The organism is Paracoccus methylovorus (assembly GCF_016919705.1).
Classification (GTDB): domain Bacteria; phylum Pseudomonadota; class Alphaproteobacteria; order Rhodobacterales; family Rhodobacteraceae; genus Paracoccus; species Paracoccus methylovorus.
Genome location: NZ_CP070368.1, coordinates 1452956 through 1476551 on the forward strand (window position 1 = coordinate 1452956; position 23596 = coordinate 1476551).

Genomic DNA, 23596 nt, shown 5'->3' on the forward strand with positions numbered 1-23596 from the left:
CGCAAAAGCGCCCTTCCCACCTTGCCGGTTTTACAGGCAGCGCCTTAGATGACGATCAGATCGTCCTGCAACGCAGCAATATTGGCAAAGCCGTTCAGGGTCAGCACATTCCCGTTGCCAAAGTCGAAAACGGTATTGCCGCCCGAGACATGGGCAAATTTCAGAACCTCTGCCACGCTAAGCCGACTGCCGCCCCAAAGCGCATCGTCAATATGCAAGGTGTCCTGATTGTCCTTGAAATCACGCACGACGTCCCGCCCGCGATGAAAGACGAAATGATCGGCACCGGCCCCACCGTGCATGGTGTCGTTGCCACTCCCGCCGATCAGCATATCGGCCCCGACACCGCCCTCCAGCCAGTCATGGCCATTGCCGCCGTTCAGCGTGTCGTTGCCCTGACGACCCAACAGCGTGTCATTGCCCTGAAAGCCATCCAGACGATTGGCATGGGCGTTGCCGGTCAAGCGGTTTGCCAGCGCATTCCCGCCGCCGTCCTGCGCCTTGTTCGAAACCAGCACCAGATTTTCCAGATTGGCGCCCAGCTTCAGCGTGACCGAGGATCGCACCGTATCGATACCCTGCCCCGCAGCCTCGACGATCTGGTCACGACCGTCGGTGACATAGGTGTCGTTGCCCCGGCCGCCAACCAGCCTGTCGGCGCCGGCGCCGCCGTCCAGCCAGTCATGGCCATTGCCACCATTCAGCGTGTCATTGCCGTTGTTGCCCCGCAGCGTGTCATCGCCCTGAAAGCCGTCCAGACGATTGGCATGGGCGTTGCCGGTCAGGCGGTTCGCCAGCGCATTCCCGCTGCCGTCCTGCGCCTTATTCGAAACCAGCACCAGATTTTCCAGATTGGCGCCCAGCTTCAGCGTGACCGAGGATCGCACCGTATCGATCCCCTGACCGGCGGCCTCGACGATCTGGTCGCGCCCGTCGGTGACGTAAGTGTCATTGCCCGAGCCGCCGACCAGGCTGTCGGCCCCGGCGCCCCCCTCCAGCCGGTCATGACCGTTGCCGCCGATCAGCGTATCGTTGCCGTTGTTGCCGCGCAGCGTGTCGTTGCCACCCCCGCCGCGCAGGATATTGTTGGCTCCGTTGCCGACGACCAGATCATGGCCACGCCCGGCCTGCATGTTCTCGATAAGCGTGCCTTGCGCGATCGAGATATTGCCGACCAGCCCATAGGCGTCCGACACGGTCCCCGGCGCCAGCGAGATGCGCTGGTTATGTGTATCGGTTCCCAAGTTCAGCGTATCCACGCCGCCCTGATCGAAAATGGTAAAGGTGATATCGTCGCGCATCTGCGGGTCGCGCAGCATGCCGGCGATGGTGGCATAGCTTGGGCCGGCGTTGGTAGTCTCGCCATAGGTGTTGTTGCCGGTGCGGATCGAGGTCGGGCCATAAAGCTGCTGTATCGCCAGGATGTCCGCCATCATGGCCGAGGTGGCAAAGGCAAAACTGGCATCGACCGCGTAATTCTGCTGCTGGTCGAAATAGGACATGACCGAAGCCTGCCAACTGTCGTTCCTGTAGTGGTTGTCCAGACCATAAAAGCCGCTGCCGTTGTAGTTCCCGGCATGGCCCAACCCCAGAGCATGACCGATCTCGTGGATATAGCTATGATAGCTGTAGCTGTTGTAGCCGGTGCCATAACTCATCAGCCAGTCCAGCCCGACATTCACACGCGAACTGACGATCCGGTCACCGCTGGTTACCGATGACGACCAGGCCCCCCAGTCGCTATCGTCAAAGGTTATATGGACCGTCGCATTCGACCCCGGATTGCGGTTGAAAGTAATCCCCGTCACCTGCTCCCAGACCGACAGCGCCATGCTGGCCAATTGCCGCCCCTGCGCGGTCAGCCCAGACAGGTCCACGTTCAACACATCGCCCTGTCCGACATCGAAGGCGCGGCGGGACTGGCCGTCGGCCTCCCAAAAGCCGTCGGTCAACTGATGGGCGATCTGGGCCATGGTAAACTGGGGACGCGGGGCAAGCGCGGTAAGTTGAAGGCTGTAGGCGCCCCAATCAAAAAAGCCGTAACTGCCCGCCTCGAGGTAATAGGTTCCGGGCTGGGTCACGTTCAGCACCAGACGAGAGTTCAGCCCGTCCCCATCGTCATTCTGGGCGATCTCCATGCCATACTCGTTCATCACCCGCAAATAAGGGTCGGAAACCCCCGACGCCCCCCGCGAATCCAACGAGATGACATAGCTGCCCGGCTGCAGCTGCACGCGCACCCAGTCCGCGTCGCCCCAGTCCAGGGTGCCGTTGAAGGTGTCGCCCACGGTCATGGTGTAGCGGGTCGAGGTTCCGGCAGGCGCGTCCCCGACCTCGGTGCGGATCGCACGGGTGATTTCCGCCGCTTCGGTCAGAGTCGCGCCTGCCGCCTTGGAAAATTCCATGTTCCTGCCGATCAACGTCATGAAAATCGTCCTTGTTACAGAATTAGTTACCGGAAATTTGGGGAAGCGCGGCTTTCAGCAGCAACCGAGCAAAATCCCGGATCTCGCTATCGGGAATTACGGGACGGTCCATTACCGACAGAACCATCTCGTCGCCCTGATGCCGGCCAGCGGCACTCTCGACGGTCAGGCGCGCGCGAAGGGTGTCGGGACGCGGGCTTTGCGCCTCGAGTATCAAACGAATGCTGGACGCAGCCTGGGGCAGAGTTTCACCGCCGGATTGACGCATCTCCTCCTCCAGCGCGGCACACAGACGCGCCACTTCCGCATCGTCCGTCTTGGGACAGGTCAGGCTGGCAGAGGTCGCCGCTGCGCTGTTCACGAAACAGGCCACCAGCAGGGCTGCCGCCAGCAGAGAAGGGCGCATTGGGTCATCTTTCGTACATGTGCATGAACCATCGAATTGATCACTAGCCCGCGCTGCGGCAGCGGATCAACTATGCGTTGCGTCCGCCTTTTGAGGATTATCATGTTCGGTCAAAAATTTCCTGAAAATCCAATGGAATTACCCCTCCTGAAGGGACAAAAAGCCGCACCCCCACTTACAAAACGGTAACTATTCCACCTTTAGAATGCGATAACACCGAAACAGCGAGACCGAAAATGCAACTGACATTGCTACCGCAGCCAGACGGGCTGATAATCCGTGTCGATGAAAAACGCCTCGATGCCGCCATTGCCACAGCATTCAAGGACCGGGTGCGCAGTATGATCGCCGGTGGCGGGCCACAGATCACGCTGGATCTGGGCGGGGTGGAATTCATGGACAGTTCGGGCCTTGGCGCGGTGATCGCGATCTATAAGGCAATCCCCGCCGGGCTCCGACTGACGCTGACCGGGCTGACCCCGAATGTCGAGCGGGTGTTTCGCCTGACCCGGATGGACACCGTATTGAACATCCGCAAGACCGGCGCACCCCCCGGCCAGAAGGAGGGCCCGGAAAGATGAGCACATCGCCCCAGCCGGCAGAAAAGCGGCTGCGCCAGCCCCCGCCCGGACGCCAGCCGATGTATCACCGCATCTTCCGCGCCGACCCTCTGACCGTGCGAACCGCGCTGCAGTTCTTGCGGGAGCGGTTCGACGGAAGCGCCGGGAACGAAGTGATCGGCAAGCTGGAACTGGCGCTGGCCGAAGTTCTGAACAATATCTGCGAACACGGCATCCGGCACGAGGCGGTGCGGCTGAACGGACGGCCCCATGCACCCTTGATCCATCTTTGCGTCGCACGCCATGTCGGGGGCATTGCCTGCGCGATAACCGACGACGGCCAGCCCTTGCCGGCATCATGCCTGGAAATGCGCAGCCTGCCGTGGTCAGATCCAGCACCTCGCGACCCCGCAAAGCTCATCTCGCTGCCCGAGCGCGGTTTCGGCTGGTTTCTGATCCAGGAGCTGTCCGCCTCACTCAGCTATTTCCGCGAGGGGCGGCGGAACTTTCTGGCTTTCATCATTCCGGTGACGGAACCGCTGCTGCAAGGCGGCCCCGCCCCCCGCACGCCGGAGGGCAGGCAGGGTCAGTTCAGCCCGAACTGCAACGGATAGCGGCCGTCCTGAAATTCACCAAACATCTCGGTCACCTCGGGATGTTCCAGCGGCTCGCCCGAATAATCCGGCACCAGGTTTTGCTCGGAAACATACGCGACGTAATAGGTCGCCTCGGTTTCGGCATAAAGATGATAAAATGGTTGGTTGCGGGACGGCCGTGATTCCTCGGGAATGGATTCATACCATTCCTCGGTATTGGCGAATTCCGGATCCACGTCAAAAACTACGCCACGAAACGGATGTTCGCGGTGACGCACCACTTGGCCCAGATTGTATTTCGCGGTCTTGGACGCAATCCGCATAACTTCATTCCTGTTTGGCGCGGCTCTTACAGCCCCCAGCCGCCACTGTCCACCTGTAGGGTGCAAACCGTCAGCCTGACACAAGGCTTTATGCGGTCGCCCGCACCGATTATCCCGCATCCATCGGCGCGGCACCCCGGACCTCGCCGCGGCAGGCCGCGCAGGCTTATTGAGCCGGCAACTCTTCGCCCGGTCCCAGCGCCACGGTCGAGACCGACATCTTGGCCGAGCCTTCGTTCACCTGATTGGCATGGGCAAGATAGATCAGAACCTGATTGTCTTCGTCATAGATCCGCTTGACGCGCAGCGACTTGAAAATCAACGAACGCGAGGCGCTGAACACGTCCTCGCCCTTGGGTCCGCGCCGGATGTCACCGATGCTGATCGGCCCGGTCCGCGTGCACTCGATAGCCGAGTTCGAAGGGTCCTCGAACCAGTTGCCCTGACTTAGCCGGTCGATCACCGAGCGGTCGAAATAGGCCAGATGGCAGACCACGCCCTGCACCTCGGGATCGGCGATGGCCTCGACGATGATATCGTTGCCGACCCAGTCCACGCCGACCTTGCCAACCACCTCGGCCGAGGCGGGCGCGGCGATCAGCGCCAAAGTGGCAATCCATGCTTTCATCTTAACCTCCGGGCAGCGCAACCGGGTGGAAGATGGCAAGCCCGCCGCGTCGCTGCAAGCCTTTTGCCAACGCTACGACAGGTCATGCCCGCGGGATAAGTGCCGCGCAAGGACCACAGCGGCCGGTCGGGCCAATGCGGTAGCGCCCCCACCTTTTTCGCGCAGCCTATCGGCCACGGACAGCTAGCCAGTTTTCAACCGGCTTTCGATCAACAGATCCGCCTCATCCAGAATCGGATGGGCGACCGAGACGATATGCGCGTTCACCCGCTTCAGGTCGCGCAGAATGTCCAGATGCAGCGACGAGGTCTGCTGGCTGTCCGCCCGCCCCTCGCGCAGCCGCATCAGGTGGCGCTGCGCCGACATACGCTCCAACCGGCGGATCTCGACCTTTTCTTCCATCAGTTGGCGCGCCAGATCACGGTCGCGGGTCATGAATACGGTCTGGGCAAGCCGCAGGTTTTCGATGGTCATCAGGAACAGCCCGTCGAGTTCCCCGTAGCCCTCTTCGGAAAAGCGCAGCGACAGCGCCGCTTTCTTGCGGATCTCGGGGGCGAGCCCCTTGTCGATGATATCGCCGACATGTTCGAGGTTGATCACGTAGTCCAGAATGGTGATGGCTTGGCGCCGTTGATCCTCGCCCGCGTCGCGACCAAGACGAGACAGAAAGCTTTTGATCTCTTGCTGCATGCGGTCCACGCGCTCTTCCAGAACCGCAACCTCGGCCAGAGGCGCGTCGTCACCGCGCGCGAATGCGGTGCGGGCCTGATGCAGCATCCTTTCGATGGCATCGCCGATGGCCAGCGCCGCACGGCTAGCCCGGGCCAGTGCCACGGCGGGAGTATCCAGCGCGTTGCCATCAAGAAGCTGCGCCTCGATCGGCGGCGTGGGCTCATCCTCGCGCAGGATCACGCCGGTCAGGCGTGTGACGAGTCCCGAGAAGGGCCAGATCACCGCAGCCAGCGCCAAGTTGAAGGTCAGATGCGCCTCGACCGCCAGCCCGGTTTCCGGCAAGGGCACCAAGGTCAGAAGCTGCGCCGCCTGCCCGGCCAGGGGCAGTGCGACAAGGCAGCCGATGCCGCGCACGATCAGGTTGCCCAAGGCGACGCGACGGGCGGCGATACCCTGCCCCGCCGTCGCCAACACGGGGGGTATCGCCCCGCCCAGATTGGCGCCAAGCACCAGCACGACCGTCAAAGCCGGGTCCATGCCCAGCGACAGCACAAGCATCACCACCGCAAGCGAAGACGAGCAGATAACCGCAAGCCCTGCAGCGATGGCCAATGCCACCGGCCAGGCATTGCCCAGCATCGCCAGGAACGCCGCCATGGCAGCAGATTCCCGCAGCGGCTCGGTCGCCAGGCTCAGCAGCGTCAGCGACAATAGCATCAGCGCAATGCCGATCAGCGCCAGCCCCGCCCCCGACCAGCCCTTGCGATCCTGCCGGCGCAAAATATAGCCGATCAGCAACAGCACCGGCACCAGCGCCTCGATCCCCGAAGCGACGATCCACGCCGTCAGCGCCGTGCCCAGATTGGCGCCCAGCAACACGATTTGCGCCATGCGGGGCCGGATCATGCCGCGATCGACAAAGGACGCCGTCATCAGCGCCGTGGCGGTCGAGCTTTGCAGCCCCAGCGTCGCCACCAGACCAGAGACAAACGCCCGCAATCCGTTGCGCGTCCCCCGCCCCAGCACCATCTTGAGCCTGACGCCAAAGGCACGCACCATCCCGTCGCGGACCAATCCAAGCCCGAAAAGCAGCAGCGCCACAGCGCCGGCAAGCTGAAAGATGACGGAAACGGACTGCACGGCGCTTCACCTCCTGGCGCCGCGAAGGGCGCATACCTTCGGTGATATTTGGCCTCTATTGTCCCCGGGTCAATGGATGCCGGGGATTTGAGGCATTTCCCGCCGGTTGATGGCAGCCATGCCACATGGCCCGACTCAGGGCGCGGTAATCGGCTCGCGGCCCGCCTCGGTCAGCAGATGCAACCCGGTTTCATCAAAGACCACCACGCTCAGCGGCCCGCCATAGGCCGCGCCGGTATCGATGGCCAGACGGTTGCCAAAATGCGTCACCCGCTGAACCGGGCTGTGGCCATGCACCACGAGAATGCCGTGATCGGTGATATCATTCAGGAAGCCCTTACGGATCCAGACCAGGTCATGTTCGGTCTGCCGCGACAGATCGACGCCCGGACGAATTCCTGCATGGACGAACAGCGCCTGCGGAATCAGATGCCATAGCGGCAACCCGGCAAGCCAGCGCAGATGCGCCTCGGGCACCGCGCGCAGCGTATCGGCGCGGGTTCGGTCGTGGTCACGGATCTCGACACCATAGGAGGCCAGCGTCTCGGGCGCACCGAGCGAGTCATGGTCCAGCCAGTGCCGCCCCGACGCCAGCCCCGGATCGATCCATTCTGGCTGCACGGCAAAGCGCGGCAGGAAACGGTCGTGATTGCCGCAAAGGACGACCCACGGCCTTCCCTCGGATTGGCCGCGCATCAGGTAATCCACCACGCCGCGCGAATTCGGACCCCGATCCAGCAGATCGCCTACATGGACCAGCGTGCCGCCCCCACCCCGCGCCGCATCGTCGCGGGCGATCAGATTATGCGCCGCCTTGAGCAGTTCCAGATGGCCGTGAATATCGCCGATGGCATAGGTCCGCATGCCGCCCCCGCAAATGAAAACCCCCGGACCGTAATCCGGGGGCTGGGAAGGTTAAACCTCGAATTGCAGCGGACGCACCTGCAGGAACTTGCCGGTGGCACGCAGTGCCTCCAGCGCCTCTGGCTTCAACGGTTCATCCAGATACAGGATGGCGATGGCATCATCCCCGGACTTGGTCCGGCCCAGCGTAAAGTTGGCGATGTTCACCCCCAGATCGCCCAGCGTCATGCCCAATGCCCCAATGACGCCCGGGACGTCCCTGTTGCGGGTGTACAGCATGTGCTCGCCGATCTCGGCATCGACGTTGATGCCGCGGATCTGGATAAAGCGCGGCTTGCCGTCGCTGAACACGGCGCCCGCAATCGAACGCTCGCGCGTATCGGTCACGACGGTTGCCTTGATATAGCCGTCATAAACGCCCGACTTGCCTTGCGTTGTCGTCGCCACCTGCACGCCGCGCTCGGCCGCCATCACCGGCGCCGAAACCATGTTCACGTCGGGGTTGGTGGCCTTCATCACGCCCGAAATCACTGCGGCGTTCAGCGCCTTGAGGTTCATCTCCGAGGCAAGCCCGTCGTAAAGCACGTTGATGGCCTTGATCGGCTCGTCGGTCATCTGGCCGATGAAGGCACCCAGATGACCAGCCAGTTTCAGCCACGGCCCCATCACCGCCGCCTCTTCGGCCGTGACCGAGGGCATGTTCAGCGCATTCTGCACCGCCCCGGTCAGCAGGTAATCCGACATCTGCTCGGCCACTTGCAGGGCAACGTTCTCTTGCGCCTCGGTCGTCGCGGCGCCCAGATGCGGCGTGACCACCACGTTCGGCAGACCGAACAGCGGGCTTTCCGTGGCCGGCTCGGTGGCAAAGACGTCCAGGGCAGCACCAGCGACATGGCCCGATTTCAGCAGCTCTGCCAGCGCCTCCTCATCGATCAAGCCGCCGCGCGCGGCATTGACGATGCGCACGCCCTTCTTGGTCTTGGCCAGGTTTTCACGCGACAGGATATTGCGGGTCTTGTCGGTCAGCGGCACATGCAGGGTGATGAAATCTGCCTTGGCCAGCAACTCGTCCAGCTCGACCTTCTTCACGCCCAGTTCCTTGGCACGGTCCTCCGACAGGAAGGGATCGTACGCCAGAACCTTCATGTGCAAGCCCAACGCCCGGTCGATCACGATCGAGCCGATATTGCCGGCCCCGATGATGCCCAGGGTCTTGTTGAACAGCTCGACCCCCATGAAGCGGTTCTTCTCCCACTTGCCGGCATGGGTCGAGACGCTGGCCTCGGGCAGTTGCCGCGCCACGGCGAACATCAGCGCGATGGCATGTTCGGCGGTGGTGACGCTGTTGCCGAAAGGCGTGTTCATCACGATCACGCCCTTTTTCGAGGCCGCCGGAATATCGACGTTATCGACCCCGATCCCGGCGCGGCCGATCACCTTCAGGTTGGTTGCACCTTCCAAAAGCTTCGCCGTCACCTTGGTGGCAGACCGAATGGCCAGACCATCGTATTGGCCGATGATCTCAGCCAGCTTTTCCTTGTCCTTGCCGACATCCGGCAGGTAATCGACATCGACGCCGCGATCGCGAAAGATCTGAACGGCGGTTTCCGAAAGCTTGTCCGAAACAAGAACCTTGGGCATTTCTCTATCCTCTGGATATACGGGGCCGGTGCGGGAACCTGACGCCCCCGCATCTCATCTTCTTTCGTGAATAAATATCCCGGGGGTCCGGGGGCAGCGCCCCCGGTCCGGCAGACCGTTCAGGCGATTTCCGCCTGCGCCTCGATCTCGGCTTCGAACGCATGCTCGATCCACGGCATCAGCGCCGCGACATCCGAGGTCTCGACCGTCGACCCGCACCAGATCCGCAGACCCGCCGGCGCATCGCGATAGGCGCCAGCGTCCAGCGCCACGCCTTCCTTCTCCAGCCGCTTGGCGACGGCCTTGGCAAAGGCGGCGCCATCCTTGATGCGGGGATCGGTGAATTTCAGGCAAACGCTCGTGGTCGAGGCCGTGGCCGGATCCTCGGCCAGATCGGCGATCCAGTCACGGCCCGCGATAAAGTCGCGCACGGCTTTTGCATTCGCCTCGGCGCGGCCGATCAGCGCCTTGCGGCCACCCAGCCCCTTGGCCCATTTCAGCGCGACGATATAATCCTCGACGCACAGCATCGAAGGCGTATTGATGGTCTCGCCCTTGAAGATGCCTTCGATCAGCTTGCCGCCCTTGGTCATGCGGAAAATCTTCGGCAGCGGCCATGCGGGGGTATGGGTTTCCAGCCGCTCGACGGCGCGCGGGGACAGGATCAGCACGCCATGCGCGCCTTCGCCGCCCAGAACCTTCTGCCAGCTGAAGGTCACGACATCCAGCTTGTCAAAGGGCAGATCCATGGCGAATGCCGCCGAGGTAGCATCGCAGATGGTCAGGCCGGCACGATCGGCCGGGATCGCGTCGCCATTGGGAACCCGCACGCCCGAAGTGGTGCCGTTCCAGGTAAAGACCACGTCATTGTTGAAATCGACCTGCGTGAAATCGACGATCTGGCCATAGGGTGCCTTGCGCACCACGGCATCCAGCTTGAGTTGCTTGACCACATCGGTGACCCAGCCCTCGCCAAAGCTCTCCCAAGCCAGCATCTCGACCTTGCGCGCACCCAGAAGCGACCACAGCGCCATCTCGACGGCGCCAGTATCCGAGGCGGGAACGATGCCGATGCGATAGCCTTCGGGAACGTCCAGCACCTCGCGGGTCAGGTTGATGGCCTCGGCCAGCTTGGCCTTGCCGACAGCGGCACGATGCGAGCGGCCCAGCGGCGCGTCTGCAAGCATGTCCAGCGAGAAATTGGGGATCTTGGCACAGGGGCCCGAAGAAAAGCGCGGATTTGCCGGCCGCGCGGCCGGAGCAGTCTTGCTCATGATGTTAGCCTTCCAGCTATAAGCGCCGCGTTGGGGCGGCGTGTCCCGCTGACGGCCTTAGCGCCGTCGAAAGATTCCCGCAAGGAAAAATTCGACGGCTGCGGCAGATTGAAGCCGCCCCCCGCTTTGGGCTAGTGCTGCGCCATCCCAACCGGCCCGGAGTGTCCATGTTCACCGTCACCCTACTCGCCGCGCCCAGCCGCGCGGATCTGCCCGCCTCTCTGGTCGACGACCTGCGCAGCGCGTGGAATGGCGGCCATGTGATCTGGCTGGCGCAGGGCATCGCCGCCGAATTCCCGCTGGCCGCGGAACCCGCGGATTTCTGGCAGGTCTGGGAACGGCTGCAGGCCGAGGGCTTCGATCTTGCGATCCAGCCCACCCGGGGCCGGCGCAAGGCGGTGCTGCTGGCGGATATGGATTCGACCATGATCCAACAGGAATGTATCGACGAACTGGCCGATTTCGCAGGTGTGGGCCAGCGAGTCGCCACCATCACCGCACAGGCGATGAACGGAGAACTGAATTTCCACGAAGCCCTGCTTGCCCGCGTCAACCTGCTGGCCGGCCTGCCCGAAACCGCCATCGGGGCGGTTCTGGACAGCCGCATCACGCTTGCCCCCGGCGGGCGGGAACTGGTTGCCACGATGCGCGCGCAAGGAGCCTATACGGCGCTGGTATCGGGGGGCTTCACCGTCTTTACCGGTCCGGTCTCTCAGGCGCTCGGGTTTCAGGAACATCGCGCCAATACCCTTCTTGCCGAAGACGGGGTGCTGACCGGCCATGTCGCCCTGCCGATCCTGGGCCGCGAGGCCAAGGTTCAGGCACTGCGCGAAATCACCGCCGAGCGCGGGCTTTCGCCCGTGGATGTGCTGGCGGTGGGCGACGGCGCGAACGATCTCGACATGCTCAAACTCGCCGGCATGGGTGTCGCATTGCATGCCAAACCAGTGGTCGCAGCGCAGGTGGATCTGCGAATCAATCACGGCGACCTGACCGCGCTGCTCTATCTTCAGGGCTATGCGGCCGAGGAGTTCGCGGCATAGGCATCTGCGCATCACGCTGCGGCAAAGCGTCCGCCGTCCGTCTACACGAACTTGCGATCATGACCGTTCGGTGACAGAAGCAAGGGATGAATCGGCGCATGAAAGCCCTGTCCGTGCATCTGCTGACCGCGACCGGAGCGGTGCTGTCGATGCTTGCCCTGCTGGCTGCGGCAAGGGCCGAATGGTCGCAGATGTTTTTCTGGCTGGTCATCGCGCTGATCGTCGACGGCATCGACGGTCCCCTTGCGCGGCGCTATCACGTCAAGACCAACTGGCCGACCTATGACGGCGTGTTGATGGACCTGATCATCGACTACCTGACCTATGTCTTCATCCCGGCCTATGCGCTGTTCATGTCGGGGCTTTTGCCCGGCTGGACAGGCTGGATCGCGATCATCGCCATCACCTATGGCAGCGTGATATATTTCGCCGACACGCGCATGAAAACCAAGGATAATTCCTTTGCGGGCTTCCCGGCCTGCTGGAACATGGTGGTGCTGGTGCTGTTTGCCACCAAGCCGAATTTCTGGCTGACCCTCATCATCGTCGTGGCATTGGCCATCACCATGTTCACCAATGTCAAATTCATCCACCCCGTCAGGACCGAACGCTGGCGGCTGATCTCGCTGCCTGTCACGGTCGCTTGGGTGGGCTTTTCTGTCTGGGCGGTGCTGGTCGATTTTCACCCCGAAAGCTTTGCCCGCTGGGGACTCTTGCTCAGTTCGCTATGGCTGATGTTCGCGGGCCTCGCCCAGCAATTGACCGAGCGACGGGGTTGATCGCCGGGCATTTTACCCGGAATGTGCGCCAAGGGATCAGCCCATAAGGGGGACAGGGATGTTTGCACGATTCATGCAGGCGGCTGCGATGGCCACGGTACTGGCCACGCCGGCGCTGGCGGCGCCGGATTCGATCACGCTGGCCATGGTGCTCGAGCCGCCGAACCTGGACCCGACCGGAGGCGCCGCGGCCGCCATCGACGAAGTGGTCTACGCCAATGTCTTCGAAGGGCTGACCCGCATCGGCCCGGACGGCAGCGTGCAACCCGGCTTGGCCGAAAGCTGGCAGGCCGAGGACGGCGGCAAGTCCTATGTCTTCCACCTGCACCCCGGCGTAACCTTCCACGACGGCAGCGCCTTCGACGCGCAAGACGTAATCTTCTCGCTGGATCGCGCGCGGGCGCCCGACAGCACCAACGCCCAGAAAGCCCTGTTCGAAGGCATCGAGACGGTCGAGGCCGTCGATCCCACCACCGTCCGCGTCACGCTGAAAGCCCCCGATGGCGGCTTCCCCTTCAAGATGGCATGGGGCGACGCGGTGATGGTTGATGAGGCCAGCATCCAGAACATCGCTACCAAGCCGGTCGGCACCGGCCCCTTCCGTTTCGGCGAATGGCGGCAGGGCGATCATATCCGACTCGACGCTTTCGACGATTACTGGGGCGGGAAACCGGCGCTGAAAACCGCCACCTTCCGCTTCATCTCCGACCCCAGCGCCGCTTTCGCGGCCATGATGGCGGGCGACATCGACGCCTTCCCAATCTACCCCGCGCCCGAAACCCTGTCCCAGCTTCAGGCCGATCCACGCTTCAAGGTGCTGGTCGGCACGACCGAGGGCGAAACCATCCTGGCCATGAACCACAAGAACCCTGCCCTTGCGGATATCCGGGTGCGTCAGGCCATCGCGCATGCCATCAACCGCCAGGAAATCATCGATGGGGCAATGTTCGGCTATGGCACGCCCATCGGCACGCATTTCGCGCCGCACCACCCCGATTACGTCGATCTGACCGGAAAATCGCAACACGACCCCGAGCAATCCAGAAAACTTCTGGCCGAGGCAGGCGCCGAAAACCTGACCCTGCGCCTGGCCCTGCCGCCCACCCCTTACGCGAGGCGCGGCGGCGAGATCATCGCGGCCGAATTGCGCGCCGTGGGCATCCAGACCCAGATCACCAACATGGAATGGGCGCAATGGCTGGAACAGGTGTTCAAGAACGCCGATTACGACCTGACCATCATCAGCCATGTCGAGCCGATGGACATAGATATCTACGGCCGCAAGGATTATTACTTCAACTATCGCAACCCGGCCTTCGACGAGGTGATGACCCTACTCAACGCCGCCACCGAACCGGCCGACCGCTCGACGCTGCTGAAACAGGCGCAGGAAATCCTTGCCGGTGATTACGCCAACGCCTTCCTGTTCCAACTGGCCAAAACCGGCGTCGCCAAGGCCGAGATCAAGGGGCTTTGGGAGAACACCCCCATGCCAGCCAACGACCTGACCGCCGTATATTGGAAGGAATAAGACAAGGGATCAGGGGCACCTCGCCCGCTCTTCTCTGTTGCCCAAATACCCAAAAAACAGTGCTACCGGCGCGGCGCTCTCAGTTCTTTAGCACCAGACAGCGCCCACCAAGACTGCGCAGCCGGTTGCAGAACGAATGGGCCTCGGTCTTCGAAGAATAGCCGATCTGCGCGGTATACAGCTTTCGCGGCCCGCCCGAGACCTTGCGATGCACATAGCTGACGCGCTTGCCGCCCAGGATCGGTCGCAACTGCCGGTTCAGCCGTGCGACCTGCTGGTTGACCCCGGACTGGCTGGGATGCGTGGCCACGATCACGCCCCAGGGCCAGGGGTGCTCGGGGGTCTGGAACTCGCGCAGTTTGCGCTTGCCGGCCAGATCGATGCAGGCTTGCCGGAACGGCTGTTCCTTGTCCAACCGCACGTCCAGCCTGGCCGGGGGGTTGTCGCGCCAGATCCAGGCCGTCTGGCCGGTAATCGCCTGGACATAGTCCTGCGTCTCCCACGGCAGGCTTCCGTTTTGCGAAACAAAGCGCGCCGCCCGGTTCTCGCCACCGTTATAGGCGACCGCGGCAAGTCCGACATTGCCAAAGCTGGTGCTCAGCGTCGCCAGATAGCGCGCAGAGGCCTCGATGGCTTTGGCCGGGTTGAAAGGATCGTCCAGCCCGACCATCTCGGCCGTGCCGGGCATGAATTGCGCAATGCCCATGGCGCCGACCGGACTGATCGCGCCGGGCTCGAACAGGCTTTCCTTCCACAGCAGGCGGGCAAAGAAATGCGGGTCCAGCCCATTTTGCCCTGCCGCCCGCTCGATCGCCAGGCAAACGTCGGGCACATAGGTCGCGACCGAGATGCAATAACGTCCATCGTCGGTGCAGCGCAGCTTGTCCGACGGCCGGGGCGCGCGCAAGCCAAGCAGCGCATCCACGGCTTCATAGGCGGGGGCAGCGCTTGCGGCCAGCACGGCGGCAAGGATCAGGACCAGACGACGCATGCGAGACTCGGACAATGGAACGGGTTTCAGATAGCAGCCAAGGCGCGGCTTGAAAACCGCGCCCTTGCTCAATCGGCCTTTCTGCCCTTGCCGGCCTTGTCCTTACCGGTGGTCTTGGCCGGCTTCGGATCGGCCTGCGCAGTCTTGGCGGCCTTGCGCTCAGCCTTGGCAGCATCTCTCGCAGCTTGTTTCGCAGCCTTGCGCTCGGCTTTTTCAGCTTCTTTCACGCGCTTTTTCTCGGCCTTCTCGGCCTCTTTGATCCGCTTTCGCTCGGTCTTGTCGGGTTTACGGCCAAGCGAATGCAGGGGTTTTGCCTTCCCCGCCGGCACGGGTGCCGGTTCTGCGGCTAACTCTGCAAACGGCGCTGGCGTTGCCGCGGCCTCCGGTGCCTGCTCGCCCTGTGCCTTGCGATGGCGCCTTTCGGCACCGGCACGGCGCAGCGCCAGACCCAGTGCCTTGCGCACTGCATCGTCCTGCTCGCTTTCCTTCATGGCGCGCAGATCGCGCTGCAACGCTTCCAGCGCGCTTTGATCCAACAGGCGCAGCGCGGCAGTTTGGGTCTGTTCGACAAGCGCATCCAGATCGCGCGAGGCGACGGCGGACTGATCGTCGGGCTTGGCCATGGGCTTTCTCCTCTGGGCTCGGGCGCTATGCAGGCAGAACCTGCCATGTGCCGCCGATGCTGACCAGAAAAGAATGCCCCGGCCTTGGTCGGGCCGGGGCATGGAAAGCGTGCAAATCGTAAGAGGTTACTGCGCCGCCGCGGTCTGCACTTCATCGGCCGAGGCCAGATAACCGTTGGGCAGTTGGACCTGCGGCCCTTCCAGTGCCAGGCTTTCGGCCTGCGTTCGGACCTTGACAGCGGTGCCGCTGGGAATCTCGTTGAACAGATCCATGATGTCCTGGTTGAACAGACGGATACAGCCGGCCGAAGTCGCCTTGCCGACCGAGGACGGGTCCATGGTGCCATGAATGCGATACATGGTGTCGCGGCCGCCGTTATAAAGATAAAGCGCACGCGACCCCAGCGGGTTGTCCACACCGCCCTTCAACCCGCCCTTCAGCGGACCGTAAAGCTCAGGCTGGGTGCGAACCATGTTGGCGGTGGGCGTCCAGCTGGGCCACGCATGCTTGCGGCCGATCGTCGCCCTGCCCTGAAAATTCTTGCCCGCCTGACCGACCGCGACGCCATAGCGCATCGCCTCGCCATTCCCCAGCACGTGATAAAGAAAGCGCGCATAGGGATCGACGACGATGGTGCCCGCCGCCTCGGGGCCGTGATAGGCCACGCGCTGGCGGCGGTTACGCTCAGTCAGGTAGGCGGGGCGGACAGAGTGAATCTCGATCGGCTCGCCATTCGGGCCGGTATCGACCCGCGCACCATAGACGCCCTGATCGGGCGGCGTGGTCGGGGTCTGCGGGGTCGGAGCGCAGGCGGCAAGGCCAAGGCCCATTGCCAGCATAAGCGGAGCAAGGCGCATCGGTATTTCCCTTCGTAACGCGCCGCGCCCCAGGGGACGCGGCCGTGGCAGCAGTGATATTGCATCGAATGATGTGCCCATCCCGAGCAAAGGGTGGGCATGATTTCCACCTATGTATCAGCCTTCCCCGTGCTGCGGCGTCAAGCCTCGGACCCTGCGGATATGCGCAATCGTTACCAAACTGTTGCCCAAACGCGCGATTTTCCGCGCGCGTTTGGGCAAAATCGGTCCTGCAAGGCGTTGGAACTCCTAGCGCGCGGGAATCGTTACGCTGTCAGACCGGTCCTCCGGCCGAACCATGAAAAGGACGCGCTTCATGACCCTGACCGCCTTGCTCATCACTCTTATCATCGGTGCGATCGCTGGCTGGCTGGCCGGGCAGATCGTCAAAGGCCATGGCGAGGGCCTGCTGATGAACATCGTTATCGGCATCGTCGGCGCCATAATCGCGGGCTGGCTGTTTCCCATGCTTGGCCTTGGGCTTGGTGCCACGGCCCCGATCCTTGGAACGATCGTCTTTGCAACGATCGGCGCAGTGATCCTGCTGGTGATTCTGCAGCTTATCAAGCGGGCCTGACCTCGGTCCAAACGCGAAAAAGGGGACCTTTGGGTCCCCTTTTTTTGTTTGTGGTGATGTCTAGGCGTTGACGGGCTGCAACTTGGGCCGGGCGGCGGCCTTTGTCCCACGCAGATAGCGGGCATAGCCCAGGTCCTCGGCTGCGATGTCGGGATTGCGACCCGAGATCAGATCGGCGATCAGCCGCCCCGAGCCCGCCGACATGGTCCAGCCCAGTGTGCCATGACCCGTGTTCAGATAAAGGTTCGGGATCGGCGTCGCACCGACGATGGGCGTGCCATCCGGCGTCATCGGCCGAAGCCCGGTCCAGAACAGCGCCTTTTCCGCATCACCGGCACCGCCGAACAATTCGCCCACCGATTTCGCCAAAGTCTCGTGCCGGCGCCGGTTCAGGCTCAGGTCATAGCCGGCAATCTCGGCCAGGCCGCCGACGCGGATACGGTCGCCAAGCCGGGTGATCGCAACCTTGTAGGTCTCATCCATGACGGTCGAGACGGGCGCGCGCGATTCGTCCTGAATGTCGATGGTCAGCGAATAGCCCTTGAGCGGATAGATCGGCAGCTTCAGTCCCAGATGCCGCACCATCCGCGGCGAATAAGAGCCCATGGCCAGAACATAGCGGTCGGCGGTCAGCCGGCCCTTGTCGGTGCGCACCGCGGCAACGCGGCCGCTCTCGGCCTCCAGCCCATCGATGGTGACGCCCCAGCGGAAGGTGACGCCCGCTGCAACCGCCATTTCGGCCAAGCGGTTGGTAAAGATAAAGCAGTCACCGGTTTCATCCCCCGGCAAGCGCAGCCCGCCGACCAGCAATTCGCGAGAGTTCGCCAGCCCCGGCTCGGCGGCGACGCAGCCGTCGCGGTCCAGCAGCTCGAACGGCACGCCATCGGCCTTGAGCACTTCGATATCCTTGCCTGCCGCCTCCAGCTGCTGCTGCTTGCGGAACACCTGCAAGGTGCCCTGAGTGCGCTCGTCATATTGGATGCCGGTTTCTGCCCGCAGTTCGCTCAGACAGTCGCGGCTGTATTCGGCCAGCCGGACCATGCGGCTTTTGTTGACGGCATAGGCAGAGGAGGTGCAGTTGGCCAGCATCCGCGCCATCCACGACACCCGTTGCCAGTCAAGCTTGGGCTGCAAAACCAGTGGCGCATGGCGCTGGAACATCCATTTCAGCGCCTTGAGCGGAACACCGGGCGCCGCCCAAGGCGATGAATAGCCGGGCGAGATCTCACCAGCATTGGCAAAGCTGGTCTCCAGCGCCGGGCCGTCCTGCCGGTCGATCACCGTCACTTCATGTCCCGCCTTGGCCAGATACCAGGCCGAAGTGACACCCAGGACACCTGCCCCCAGAATGATGACCTTCATGTTCGCGCACCCCCCGAAATTCGAACTGAGGGCAAGAATACCAATCGGTTCAGAAATGAAATCCGAATTTCATCGTCAAACTGGCAGTAATACACAATTATCCATCGTATATTATTGTTTTATTCGAATAATGTTCGAGTATATGTGTAAATCATGAAAGAATACCCCCTCTGGAAAGAATCGGCCATCGCGATTGCAGGCGGAGGTGGCCTTGCCTAAGGTTGACGCATTGCGCCCTAGGTTTAACGGATTATGCCAGCCCCTGCCCGCAAGAGCCCTTTTGCCCCATTGCGCCACCCTGACTTCCGCCTGCTCTGGTCGGCGACACTGATCTCGAATTTCGGGGGACTGGTGCAGGCGGTAGGCGCGGCATGGATGATGACGCAGCTGACCAGTTCGGCAACGCTGATCGCGCTGGTGCAGGCATCGAATACGCTGCCGATCATGCTGTTTGCGCTGCTTTCGGGCGCGATGGCCGACATCTTTGATCGCCGCACGCTGCTTTTGGGCGCGCAGATATTCATGGCCATAGTCTCGATCCTGCTGGCGGTGCTGACGTGGCAGGGCTTGATGACGCCCTTGCTGCTTTTGTCGCTGACGTTTCTGATCGGTGTCGGGCAGGCGATCTACAACCCGCCCTGGCAGGCCAGCATGCAGGATCTGGTGCCGCGCGACGATCTGCCGGCGGCGGTCTCGCTGAATTCGGTGGGTTTCAACCTGATGCGCAGCGTCGGCCCGGCGGTGGGCGGCATCATCACCGCAGCCTTCGGCGCGGCGGCAGCGTTTGCCGTCAATGCCCTCAGTTATATTCCCCTGCTTGGCACATTGGCGCGTTGGCATCCGGTAACCCCGCCCCGCACCACCACGCCCGAACCCTTTGTCGCCGCCGTGGGCGCGGGGCTGCGTTACGTGGCCCTGTCGCCGAACCTTATGCGAGTGCTGTCGCGCGGAGCTTTGTTCGGCTTCTCGGCCATCGTCATCCTGTCGCTGCTGCCGCTGGTCGCCAAGCAGAATCCGGTGGGCGGTTCACTGCTGTTCGGCCTGCTTCTGGGTTGCTTTGGGCTGGGCGCCATCTTCGGTGCTCTGATCAACCCGCTGGTGCGCGAGCGGCTGGACAATGAAAACGTGGTCCGCGTGGCCTTTGCCGCCTTCGGGGCCTCGGCCCTGATGCTGGCCTTGACCGAAAGCACTTGGCTGCATGCACTGGCCATGCTGCCTGCCGGGGCAAGCTGGGTGCTGGCGCTGTCGCTGTTCAACGTGACGGTGCAGCTTTCGACGCCGCGCTGGGTGGTGGCGCGTGCGCTAGCGCTTTACCAAACGGCGGTCTTTGGCGGCATGGCGGCGGGCAGTTGGACATGGGGTTCGGTCGCCAACAGTTACGATCTGGACACGGCGCTGATCGCGGCTGCGGTACCCCTGTTTCTGGGCGCGATTCTGGGTCACTGGCTGCGCATCCCGGAATTTGGCACGCTGGACCTCGATCCCGTGAACCGCTTTCGCGAACCCGAGCTGGCGCTGGACCTGCGGGGCCGCTCGGGGCCGGTCATGATCATGATCGATTACGAAATCGACCAGTTAGACGTGCCCGAGTTCCTGCGCCTCATGGCGTTGCGCCGCAATATCCGACGCCGTGACGGGGCGCGCAATTGGGCGCTGCTACGCGATCTGGAACACCCCGAGCGTTGGACCGAAAGCTATCACATCGCCACCTGGGACGAATATATCCGCCACAACCTGCGCCGCACCAAGGCCGACTTCGAAACGTATCAGGATCTCAACAAGCTGCACCGCAGTTCCGAGCCGCCCCTTGTCCACCGCATGATCGAACGCCACACCGTCAGTCTGGACGACGATGTGCCCCTGATCGGCAAGCTGGAAGTGCCCTGATCGCGAAGGCGGCTTTACCGGCGCGCAAACCCACACTAGCGTTCCCCCATGTTGCGCTATGTGTCCCGCCGCCTGATCTCGCTTGGCCTGAGCCTGCTCGTGGCCTCGGCGCTGATTTTTTCGGTGGTCGAGCTGGTGCCGGGCGACCCGGCCAGCTTCATGCTGGGCACCGGCGCGCAGCCCGAGACCGTTGCCGCGCTGCGCCAGCAGATGGGCTTGGACCTGCCGCTGCCGCTGCGTTACCTGCACTGGCTGGGCGGGGTGCTCAGCGGCGATCTGGGGCACAGCTTTACCTATAAGACGCCGGTGGCGGGGATGATCCTTGACCGGATGCAGGTTTCGCTGCCGTTGGCGCTGATGGCGCTGGCGCTGGCCGTGACCATCGCCCTGCCCATCGGCATGTATGCCGCCGCAAGACGCGGACGGGGGGGCGATACGGTGGTGATGGGGGCGATGCAGGTCGGCATCGCGCTGCCGAATTTCTGGTTCGCCATGCTGCTCGTCCTGCTGTTCGCGGTCAGGCTGCGCTGGCTGCCGGCGGGCGGCTTTCCGGGCTGGGACCATCCCGGTGCCGCCCTGAAATCGCTGATCCTGCCCGCTTTCGCACTGGCCCTGCCGCAAGCGGCGATTCTGGCGCGCGTGCTGCGCTCGGCCCTGGTCGAGACGCTGGGGCAGGACTATATCCGCACCGCCCGCGCCAAGGGGCTGAGCGCCGGGCAGGTGCTGTCGCGCCATGCCTTGCGCAACGCGCTGATCCCGGTGCTGACTATTCTTGGCATGCAGTTTTCCTTTCTGCTGGCCGGGGCCATCATCATCGAAAACGTATTCTACCTGCCGGGCCTTGGCCGGCTGATCTTTCAGGCCATCACTCAACGCGACCTGATCGTGGTGCAAAGCGCGGTGCTGGTGCTGGTTGCTGCGGTCATCCTGATCACCTTTCTTGTGGACCTGTCCTATGCGCTGGTCGATCCAAGGCTGCGCAGATGAGATGGTCGCTGATCCTTGGCGGATTGCTTTCCGGACTGGCGCTGGTCGCGGCGCTGGTGTCGTTCTTCTGGACGCCCGCCGACGTGACCCAGCTTGCCATCGCGCAAAAGCTGCTGCCGCCCTCGACCGAGCATTGGCTGGGCACCGATCATTTCGGCCGCGACATGCTGTCCATGATCATGGTGGGCGCGCGCACCTCGATCGCCGTTGCGCTGGTGGCGGTCGGGATCGGCATGGGCTTTGGCGTGCCGCTGGGTCTGCTGGCCGCCGCCCGCAGCGGCAGTTGGCTGGATGAAATCGTCATGCGCGGCAACGATCTGGTCTTTGCCTTTCCCAGCCTCGTCATCGCCATCCTCATCACGGCGGCGCTGGGGCCCTCGGCGGTGAATGCGATCATCGCCATCGGCATCTTCAACATCCCGGTCTTTGCCCGCGTCACCCGGGGCGGCGCGCTGCCGATCTGGACGTTGGACTATATCCGCGCAGCACAGGTGGCGGGCAAGGGCGCGACCCGCATCAGCTTGCAGCACATCCTGCCCAATATCGCCAACCTGCTGATCGTGCAGGGCACCATCCAGTTCAGCCTGGGGATTCTGGCCGAGGCGGGCCTTAGCTATGTCGGGCTGGGCGCGCAGCCGCCAACGCCAAGCTGGGGCCGGATGCTGGCCGAGGCACAGACCATGGTATCGCTGGCCCCACACGTGGCCATCATCCCCGGGCTTGCCATCGTCGTGACGGTGCTGGGCCTGAACCTGCTGGGCGACGGATTGCGCGATGCGCTTGACCCCAGATTGCGCAGGTCGCCATGATCGAGACCAGCAAGCTGACCGTCAGCATCGGCACGCATGAGATCCTGCGCGGCATCGACCTGGCGTTGCCGCCCGGCCAGATCACCGGGCTGGTCGGCGAAAGCGGCTCGGGCAAGTCCATGGCGGCGCTGGCGATCATGGGCCTGCTGCCCGAGGGCATGCACGCCGAGGGACGGGTGGATCTGGACGGCCGCAACCTGCTGGACCTGCCCGAACAAGCGCTGTGCCGCATCCGCGGCAAACGCATCGGCATGATCTTTCAAGAGCCGATGACGGCGCTGAACCCGCTGATGAATATCGGCGATCAGGTTGCCGAGGTGCTGCGCATCCACCAGCGCCTTAACCGCAAGACCGCGCTGGCACGCGCCCGCGACCGGCTGGACCGCGTCGGTCTGACCGCGCCGCGCTTTCCGCTGACGCTTTACCCGCATGAGCTGTCGGGTGGCCAGCGCCAGCGCGTCGCCATCGCTCTGGCCATTGCCGAACGCCCCGACCTGCTGATCGCGGACGAGCCGACCACCGCGCTGGACGTGACCACGCAGGCCAAGATCCTCGACCTGCTGAAAGAGCTGGTGCGCGACGAAGGCATGGCGCTGTTGCTGATCACCCACGACCTTGCCGTCGTCGCAGGGATCGCTGATCGCGTCGCAGTCATGCAGCGCGGGATCATCGTCGAAGAGGGCACGACCCAAGAAGTTTTCACCCGACAGTCCCATCCCTATACCCGCGCACTTTTCGCGGCCTCGACCCATCAACCACGGCTGGTGCTGCCCTCGGCCCGGCCACGCCCGCTTTTGCAGGTTCAGGGGGCGGTGCGCGACTATCCCCTGCCCCGCCGCAGCCTGACCGCGCCGCGCGGCACCCTGCGCGCGGTCGATAACGTCAGCTTTGATATCGAGGCCGGGGAATCCGTCGGACTGGTCGGCGAATCCGGTTGCGGGAAATCGACGCTGACGCGGGCAATCCTTGGCCTGGACCGATTGCAAGGGGGCCGGGTCCTGCTGGATGGGCAAGAAATCCATGCCGGCCGCGCCATGGCACCGGAACTGCGCGCCAAGATGCAGGTGGTGTTTCAGGACCCGTTCGGCAGCTTTGATCCCCACTGGCGGGTCGAGCGGCTGGTGGCCGAGCCCTTTCACCTGACCGGCCTGCCCCGCGACTGGCGGGAACAAGTGGCCGAGGCGCTTTTTGATGTAGGCATCACCGGCGATGCCCTGCGCCGGCATATCCACGAATTTTCGGGCGGGCAGCGTCAGCGCATCGCCATCGCCCGCGCGCTGATCATCAAACCCCGTCTGATCGTGCTGGACGAGGCGGTCAGCGCGCTGGACGTGCAGGTGCGGGCACAGGTGTTGGACCTGCTGGCACGGCTGCGGGTCAGCCACGGTCTGTCCTATCTGTTCATCAGCCATGACCTGTCGGTCGTGCGCCAGATCACCGACCGGGTGATGATTATGGAAAAGGGCCGCGTCGTCGAGACCGGCCGCACCCATGCCGTGATGGACGCGCCGCAGCATCCCTATACGCAAAGCCTGATGGCGGCGACGCCGCGCATTCCCGTGGAATGGCAGGTTCACGAACCTATCAGCAGGGTTGCACTCGTCACCCCGGCACCATAG

Annotated in this window: 22 protein-coding genes; 10 read left to right on the top strand and 12 right to left on the bottom strand. The window is 63.3% G+C overall.

Annotated elements, in window-relative coordinates; genetic code table 11:
* Positions 1 to 44: 44 nt before the first annotated feature.
* Positions 45 to 2426: a M10 family metallopeptidase gene (locus JWJ88_RS07210; protein WP_205293442.1), complete on the bottom strand. Its 2382-nt coding sequence runs from the start codon at positions 2424 to 2426 to the stop codon at positions 45 to 47.
* 22 nt (positions 2427 to 2448) lie between these two features.
* Complete coding sequence (locus tag JWJ88_RS07215; RefSeq protein WP_205293443.1) at positions 2449 to 2832, bottom strand: hypothetical protein; 384 nt, start codon at positions 2830 to 2832, stop codon at positions 2449 to 2451.
* Positions 2833 to 3068: 236 nt separating this feature from the next.
* On the opposite strand from JWJ88_RS07215, the gene JWJ88_RS07220 reads away from it, so the two are divergent.
* Both JWJ88_RS07220 and JWJ88_RS07225 read left to right on the top strand, forming a co-directional pair.
* On the top strand, positions 3069 to 3413 hold the full coding sequence (locus tag JWJ88_RS07220) for an STAS domain-containing protein (protein ID WP_205293444.1): 345 nt from the start codon (positions 3069 to 3071) through the stop codon (positions 3411 to 3413).
* Entirely contained in the window at positions 3410 to 4006 is a 597-nt protein-coding gene (locus JWJ88_RS07225; protein ID WP_205293445.1) for an ATP-binding protein, read from the top strand. The genes JWJ88_RS07220 and JWJ88_RS07225 overlap by 4 nt, the downstream gene beginning before the upstream one ends.
* Here JWJ88_RS07225 and hspQ read toward each other — a convergent pair.
* From hspQ to JWJ88_RS07255, 6 genes are all read right to left on the bottom strand, one after another.
* Entirely contained in the window at positions 3979 to 4311 is a 333-nt protein-coding gene (gene hspQ / locus JWJ88_RS07230) for a heat shock protein HspQ (protein ID WP_205293446.1), read from the bottom strand. The two genes, JWJ88_RS07225 and hspQ, sit on opposite strands and share 28 nt — an antisense overlap.
* A gap of 166 nt (positions 4312 to 4477) precedes the next feature.
* Positions 4478 to 4939: a CreA family protein gene (locus JWJ88_RS07235; RefSeq protein ID WP_205293447.1), complete on the bottom strand. Its 462-nt coding sequence runs from the start codon at positions 4937 to 4939 to the stop codon at positions 4478 to 4480.
* A gap of 183 nt (positions 4940 to 5122) precedes the next feature.
* On the bottom strand, positions 5123 to 6751 hold the full coding sequence (locus JWJ88_RS07240) for a Na/Pi cotransporter family protein (protein ID WP_205293448.1): 1629 nt from the start codon (positions 6749 to 6751) through the stop codon (positions 5123 to 5125).
* Between the two features lie 135 nt (positions 6752 to 6886).
* Positions 6887 to 7615, bottom strand: a complete 729-nt coding sequence (locus tag JWJ88_RS07245) for a metallophosphoesterase (RefSeq protein ID WP_205293449.1) — start codon at positions 7613 to 7615, stop codon at positions 6887 to 6889.
* 51 nt (positions 7616 to 7666) lie between these two features.
* Positions 7667 to 9256, bottom strand: a complete 1590-nt coding sequence (gene serA, locus JWJ88_RS07250) for a phosphoglycerate dehydrogenase (protein WP_205293450.1) — start codon at positions 9254 to 9256, stop codon at positions 7667 to 7669.
* Between the two features lie 119 nt (positions 9257 to 9375).
* Positions 9376 to 10530: a phosphoserine transaminase gene (locus JWJ88_RS07255; protein WP_205293451.1), complete on the bottom strand. Its 1155-nt coding sequence runs from the start codon at positions 10528 to 10530 to the stop codon at positions 9376 to 9378.
* Positions 10531 to 10697: 167 nt separating this feature from the next.
* On the opposite strand from JWJ88_RS07255, the gene serB reads away from it, so the two are divergent.
* The 3 genes from serB (at position 10698) to JWJ88_RS07270 (ending at position 13883) form a co-directional block, all read left to right on the top strand.
* Positions 10698 to 11573, top strand: a complete 876-nt coding sequence (gene serB, locus JWJ88_RS07260) for a phosphoserine phosphatase SerB (RefSeq protein WP_205293452.1) — start codon at positions 10698 to 10700, stop codon at positions 11571 to 11573.
* A gap of 86 nt (positions 11574 to 11659) precedes the next feature.
* Entirely contained in the window at positions 11660 to 12352 is a 693-nt protein-coding gene (locus tag JWJ88_RS07265; protein ID WP_205293453.1) for a CDP-alcohol phosphatidyltransferase family protein, read from the top strand.
* A gap of 58 nt (positions 12353 to 12410) precedes the next feature.
* Positions 12411 to 13883, top strand: a complete 1473-nt coding sequence (locus tag JWJ88_RS07270; protein WP_205293454.1) for an ABC transporter substrate-binding protein — start codon at positions 12411 to 12413, stop codon at positions 13881 to 13883.
* Positions 13884 to 13962: 79 nt separating this feature from the next.
* Here the strand turns inward: JWJ88_RS07270 and JWJ88_RS07275 are convergent, their stop codons facing one another.
* The 3 genes from JWJ88_RS07275 to JWJ88_RS07285 all read right to left on the bottom strand — a co-directional run bounded on the left by JWJ88_RS07275 (position 13963) and on the right by JWJ88_RS07285 (position 16355).
* The gene (locus JWJ88_RS07275) at positions 13963 to 14874 is read right to left on the bottom strand and encodes a lytic transglycosylase domain-containing protein (protein ID WP_205293455.1); all 912 of its coding nucleotides are present in this window, start codon (positions 14872 to 14874) and stop codon (positions 13963 to 13965) included.
* Positions 14875 to 14942: 68 nt separating this feature from the next.
* Complete coding sequence (locus JWJ88_RS07280; RefSeq protein WP_205293456.1) at positions 14943 to 15497, bottom strand: hypothetical protein; 555 nt, start codon at positions 15495 to 15497, stop codon at positions 14943 to 14945.
* Positions 15498 to 15623: 126 nt separating this feature from the next.
* The gene (locus JWJ88_RS07285) at positions 15624 to 16355 is read right to left on the bottom strand and encodes a L,D-transpeptidase (RefSeq protein ID WP_205293457.1); all 732 of its coding nucleotides are present in this window, start codon (positions 16353 to 16355) and stop codon (positions 15624 to 15626) included.
* Positions 16356 to 16671: 316 nt separating this feature from the next.
* Between JWJ88_RS07285 and JWJ88_RS07290 the strand changes: the two genes are divergently transcribed.
* A complete protein-coding gene (locus tag JWJ88_RS07290) occupies positions 16672 to 16932 on the top strand; it encodes a GlsB/YeaQ/YmgE family stress response membrane protein (protein WP_205293458.1) in 261 nt (86 codons plus the stop codon).
* Positions 16933 to 16992: 60 nt separating this feature from the next.
* Here the strand turns inward: JWJ88_RS07290 and JWJ88_RS07295 are convergent, their stop codons facing one another.
* Positions 16993 to 18294 carry a D-amino acid dehydrogenase gene (locus JWJ88_RS07295; RefSeq protein WP_205293459.1) on the bottom strand — a complete coding sequence of 434 codons (1302 nt, stop codon included), beginning with the start codon at positions 18292 to 18294 and terminating at the stop codon, positions 16993 to 16995.
* Between the two features lie 252 nt (positions 18295 to 18546).
* Here JWJ88_RS07295 and JWJ88_RS07300 point away from each other — a divergent pair, with 252 nt between their 5' ends.
* The 4 genes from JWJ88_RS07300 to JWJ88_RS07315 are packed head-to-tail and all read left to right on the top strand — an operon-like array spanning position 18547 to position 23596.
* Positions 18547 to 20181: an MFS transporter gene (locus JWJ88_RS07300; protein WP_205293460.1), complete on the top strand. Its 1635-nt coding sequence runs from the start codon at positions 18547 to 18549 to the stop codon at positions 20179 to 20181.
* Positions 20182 to 20229: 48 nt separating this feature from the next.
* Positions 20230 to 21168: an ABC transporter permease gene (locus JWJ88_RS07305; protein WP_205293461.1), complete on the top strand. Its 939-nt coding sequence runs from the start codon at positions 20230 to 20232 to the stop codon at positions 21166 to 21168.
* Positions 21165 to 21977, top strand: a complete 813-nt coding sequence (locus JWJ88_RS07310) for an ABC transporter permease (RefSeq protein ID WP_205293462.1) — start codon at positions 21165 to 21167, stop codon at positions 21975 to 21977. Before JWJ88_RS07305 ends, JWJ88_RS07310 begins: the two co-directional genes overlap by 4 nt.
* Entirely contained in the window at positions 21974 to 23596 is a 1623-nt protein-coding gene (locus tag JWJ88_RS07315) for an ABC transporter ATP-binding protein (RefSeq protein ID WP_205293463.1), read from the top strand. Before JWJ88_RS07310 ends, JWJ88_RS07315 begins: the two co-directional genes overlap by 4 nt.

Coding starts and splice junctions, on each gene's coding strand:
- JWJ88_RS07210 (WP_205293442.1), bottom strand. CDS start 2,426: ATGACGTTGATCGGCAGGAACATGGAATTTTCCAAGGCGGCAGGCGCG.
- JWJ88_RS07215 (WP_205293443.1), bottom strand. CDS start 2,832: ATGCGCCCTTCTCTGCTGGCGGCAGCCCTGCTGGTGGCCTGTTTCGTG.
- JWJ88_RS07220 (WP_205293444.1), top strand. CDS start 3,069: ATGCAACTGACATTGCTACCGCAGCCAGACGGGCTGATAATCCGTGTC.
- JWJ88_RS07225 (WP_205293445.1), top strand. CDS start 3,410: ATGAGCACATCGCCCCAGCCGGCAGAAAAGCGGCTGCGCCAGCCCCCG.
- hspQ (WP_205293446.1), bottom strand. CDS start 4,311: ATGCGGATTGCGTCCAAGACCGCGAAATACAATCTGGGCCAAGTGGTG.
- JWJ88_RS07235 (WP_205293447.1), bottom strand. CDS start 4,939: ATGAAAGCATGGATTGCCACTTTGGCGCTGATCGCCGCGCCCGCCTCG.
- JWJ88_RS07245 (WP_205293449.1), bottom strand. CDS start 7,615: ATGCGGACCTATGCCATCGGCGATATTCACGGCCATCTGGAACTGCTC.
- serA (WP_205293450.1), bottom strand. CDS start 9,256: ATGCCCAAGGTTCTTGTTTCGGACAAGCTTTCGGAAACCGCCGTTCAG.
- JWJ88_RS07255 (WP_205293451.1), bottom strand. CDS start 10,530: ATGAGCAAGACTGCTCCGGCCGCGCGGCCGGCAAATCCGCGCTTTTCT.
- serB (WP_205293452.1), top strand. CDS start 10,698: ATGTTCACCGTCACCCTACTCGCCGCGCCCAGCCGCGCGGATCTGCCC.
- JWJ88_RS07265 (WP_205293453.1), top strand. CDS start 11,660: ATGAATCGGCGCATGAAAGCCCTGTCCGTGCATCTGCTGACCGCGACC.
- JWJ88_RS07270 (WP_205293454.1), top strand. CDS start 12,411: ATGTTTGCACGATTCATGCAGGCGGCTGCGATGGCCACGGTACTGGCC.
- JWJ88_RS07275 (WP_205293455.1), bottom strand. CDS start 14,874: ATGCGTCGTCTGGTCCTGATCCTTGCCGCCGTGCTGGCCGCAAGCGCT.
- JWJ88_RS07280 (WP_205293456.1), bottom strand. CDS start 15,497: ATGGCCAAGCCCGACGATCAGTCCGCCGTCGCCTCGCGCGATCTGGAT.
- JWJ88_RS07285 (WP_205293457.1), bottom strand. CDS start 16,355: ATGCGCCTTGCTCCGCTTATGCTGGCAATGGGCCTTGGCCTTGCCGCC.
- JWJ88_RS07290 (WP_205293458.1), top strand. CDS start 16,672: ATGACCCTGACCGCCTTGCTCATCACTCTTATCATCGGTGCGATCGCT.
- JWJ88_RS07295 (WP_205293459.1), bottom strand. CDS start 18,294: ATGAAGGTCATCATTCTGGGGGCAGGTGTCCTGGGTGTCACTTCGGCC.
- JWJ88_RS07300 (WP_205293460.1), top strand. CDS start 18,547: ATGCCAGCCCCTGCCCGCAAGAGCCCTTTTGCCCCATTGCGCCACCCT.
- JWJ88_RS07305 (WP_205293461.1), top strand. CDS start 20,230: ATGTTGCGCTATGTGTCCCGCCGCCTGATCTCGCTTGGCCTGAGCCTG.
- JWJ88_RS07310 (WP_205293462.1), top strand. CDS start 21,165: ATGAGATGGTCGCTGATCCTTGGCGGATTGCTTTCCGGACTGGCGCTG.
- JWJ88_RS07315 (WP_205293463.1), top strand. CDS start 21,974: ATGATCGAGACCAGCAAGCTGACCGTCAGCATCGGCACGCATGAGATC.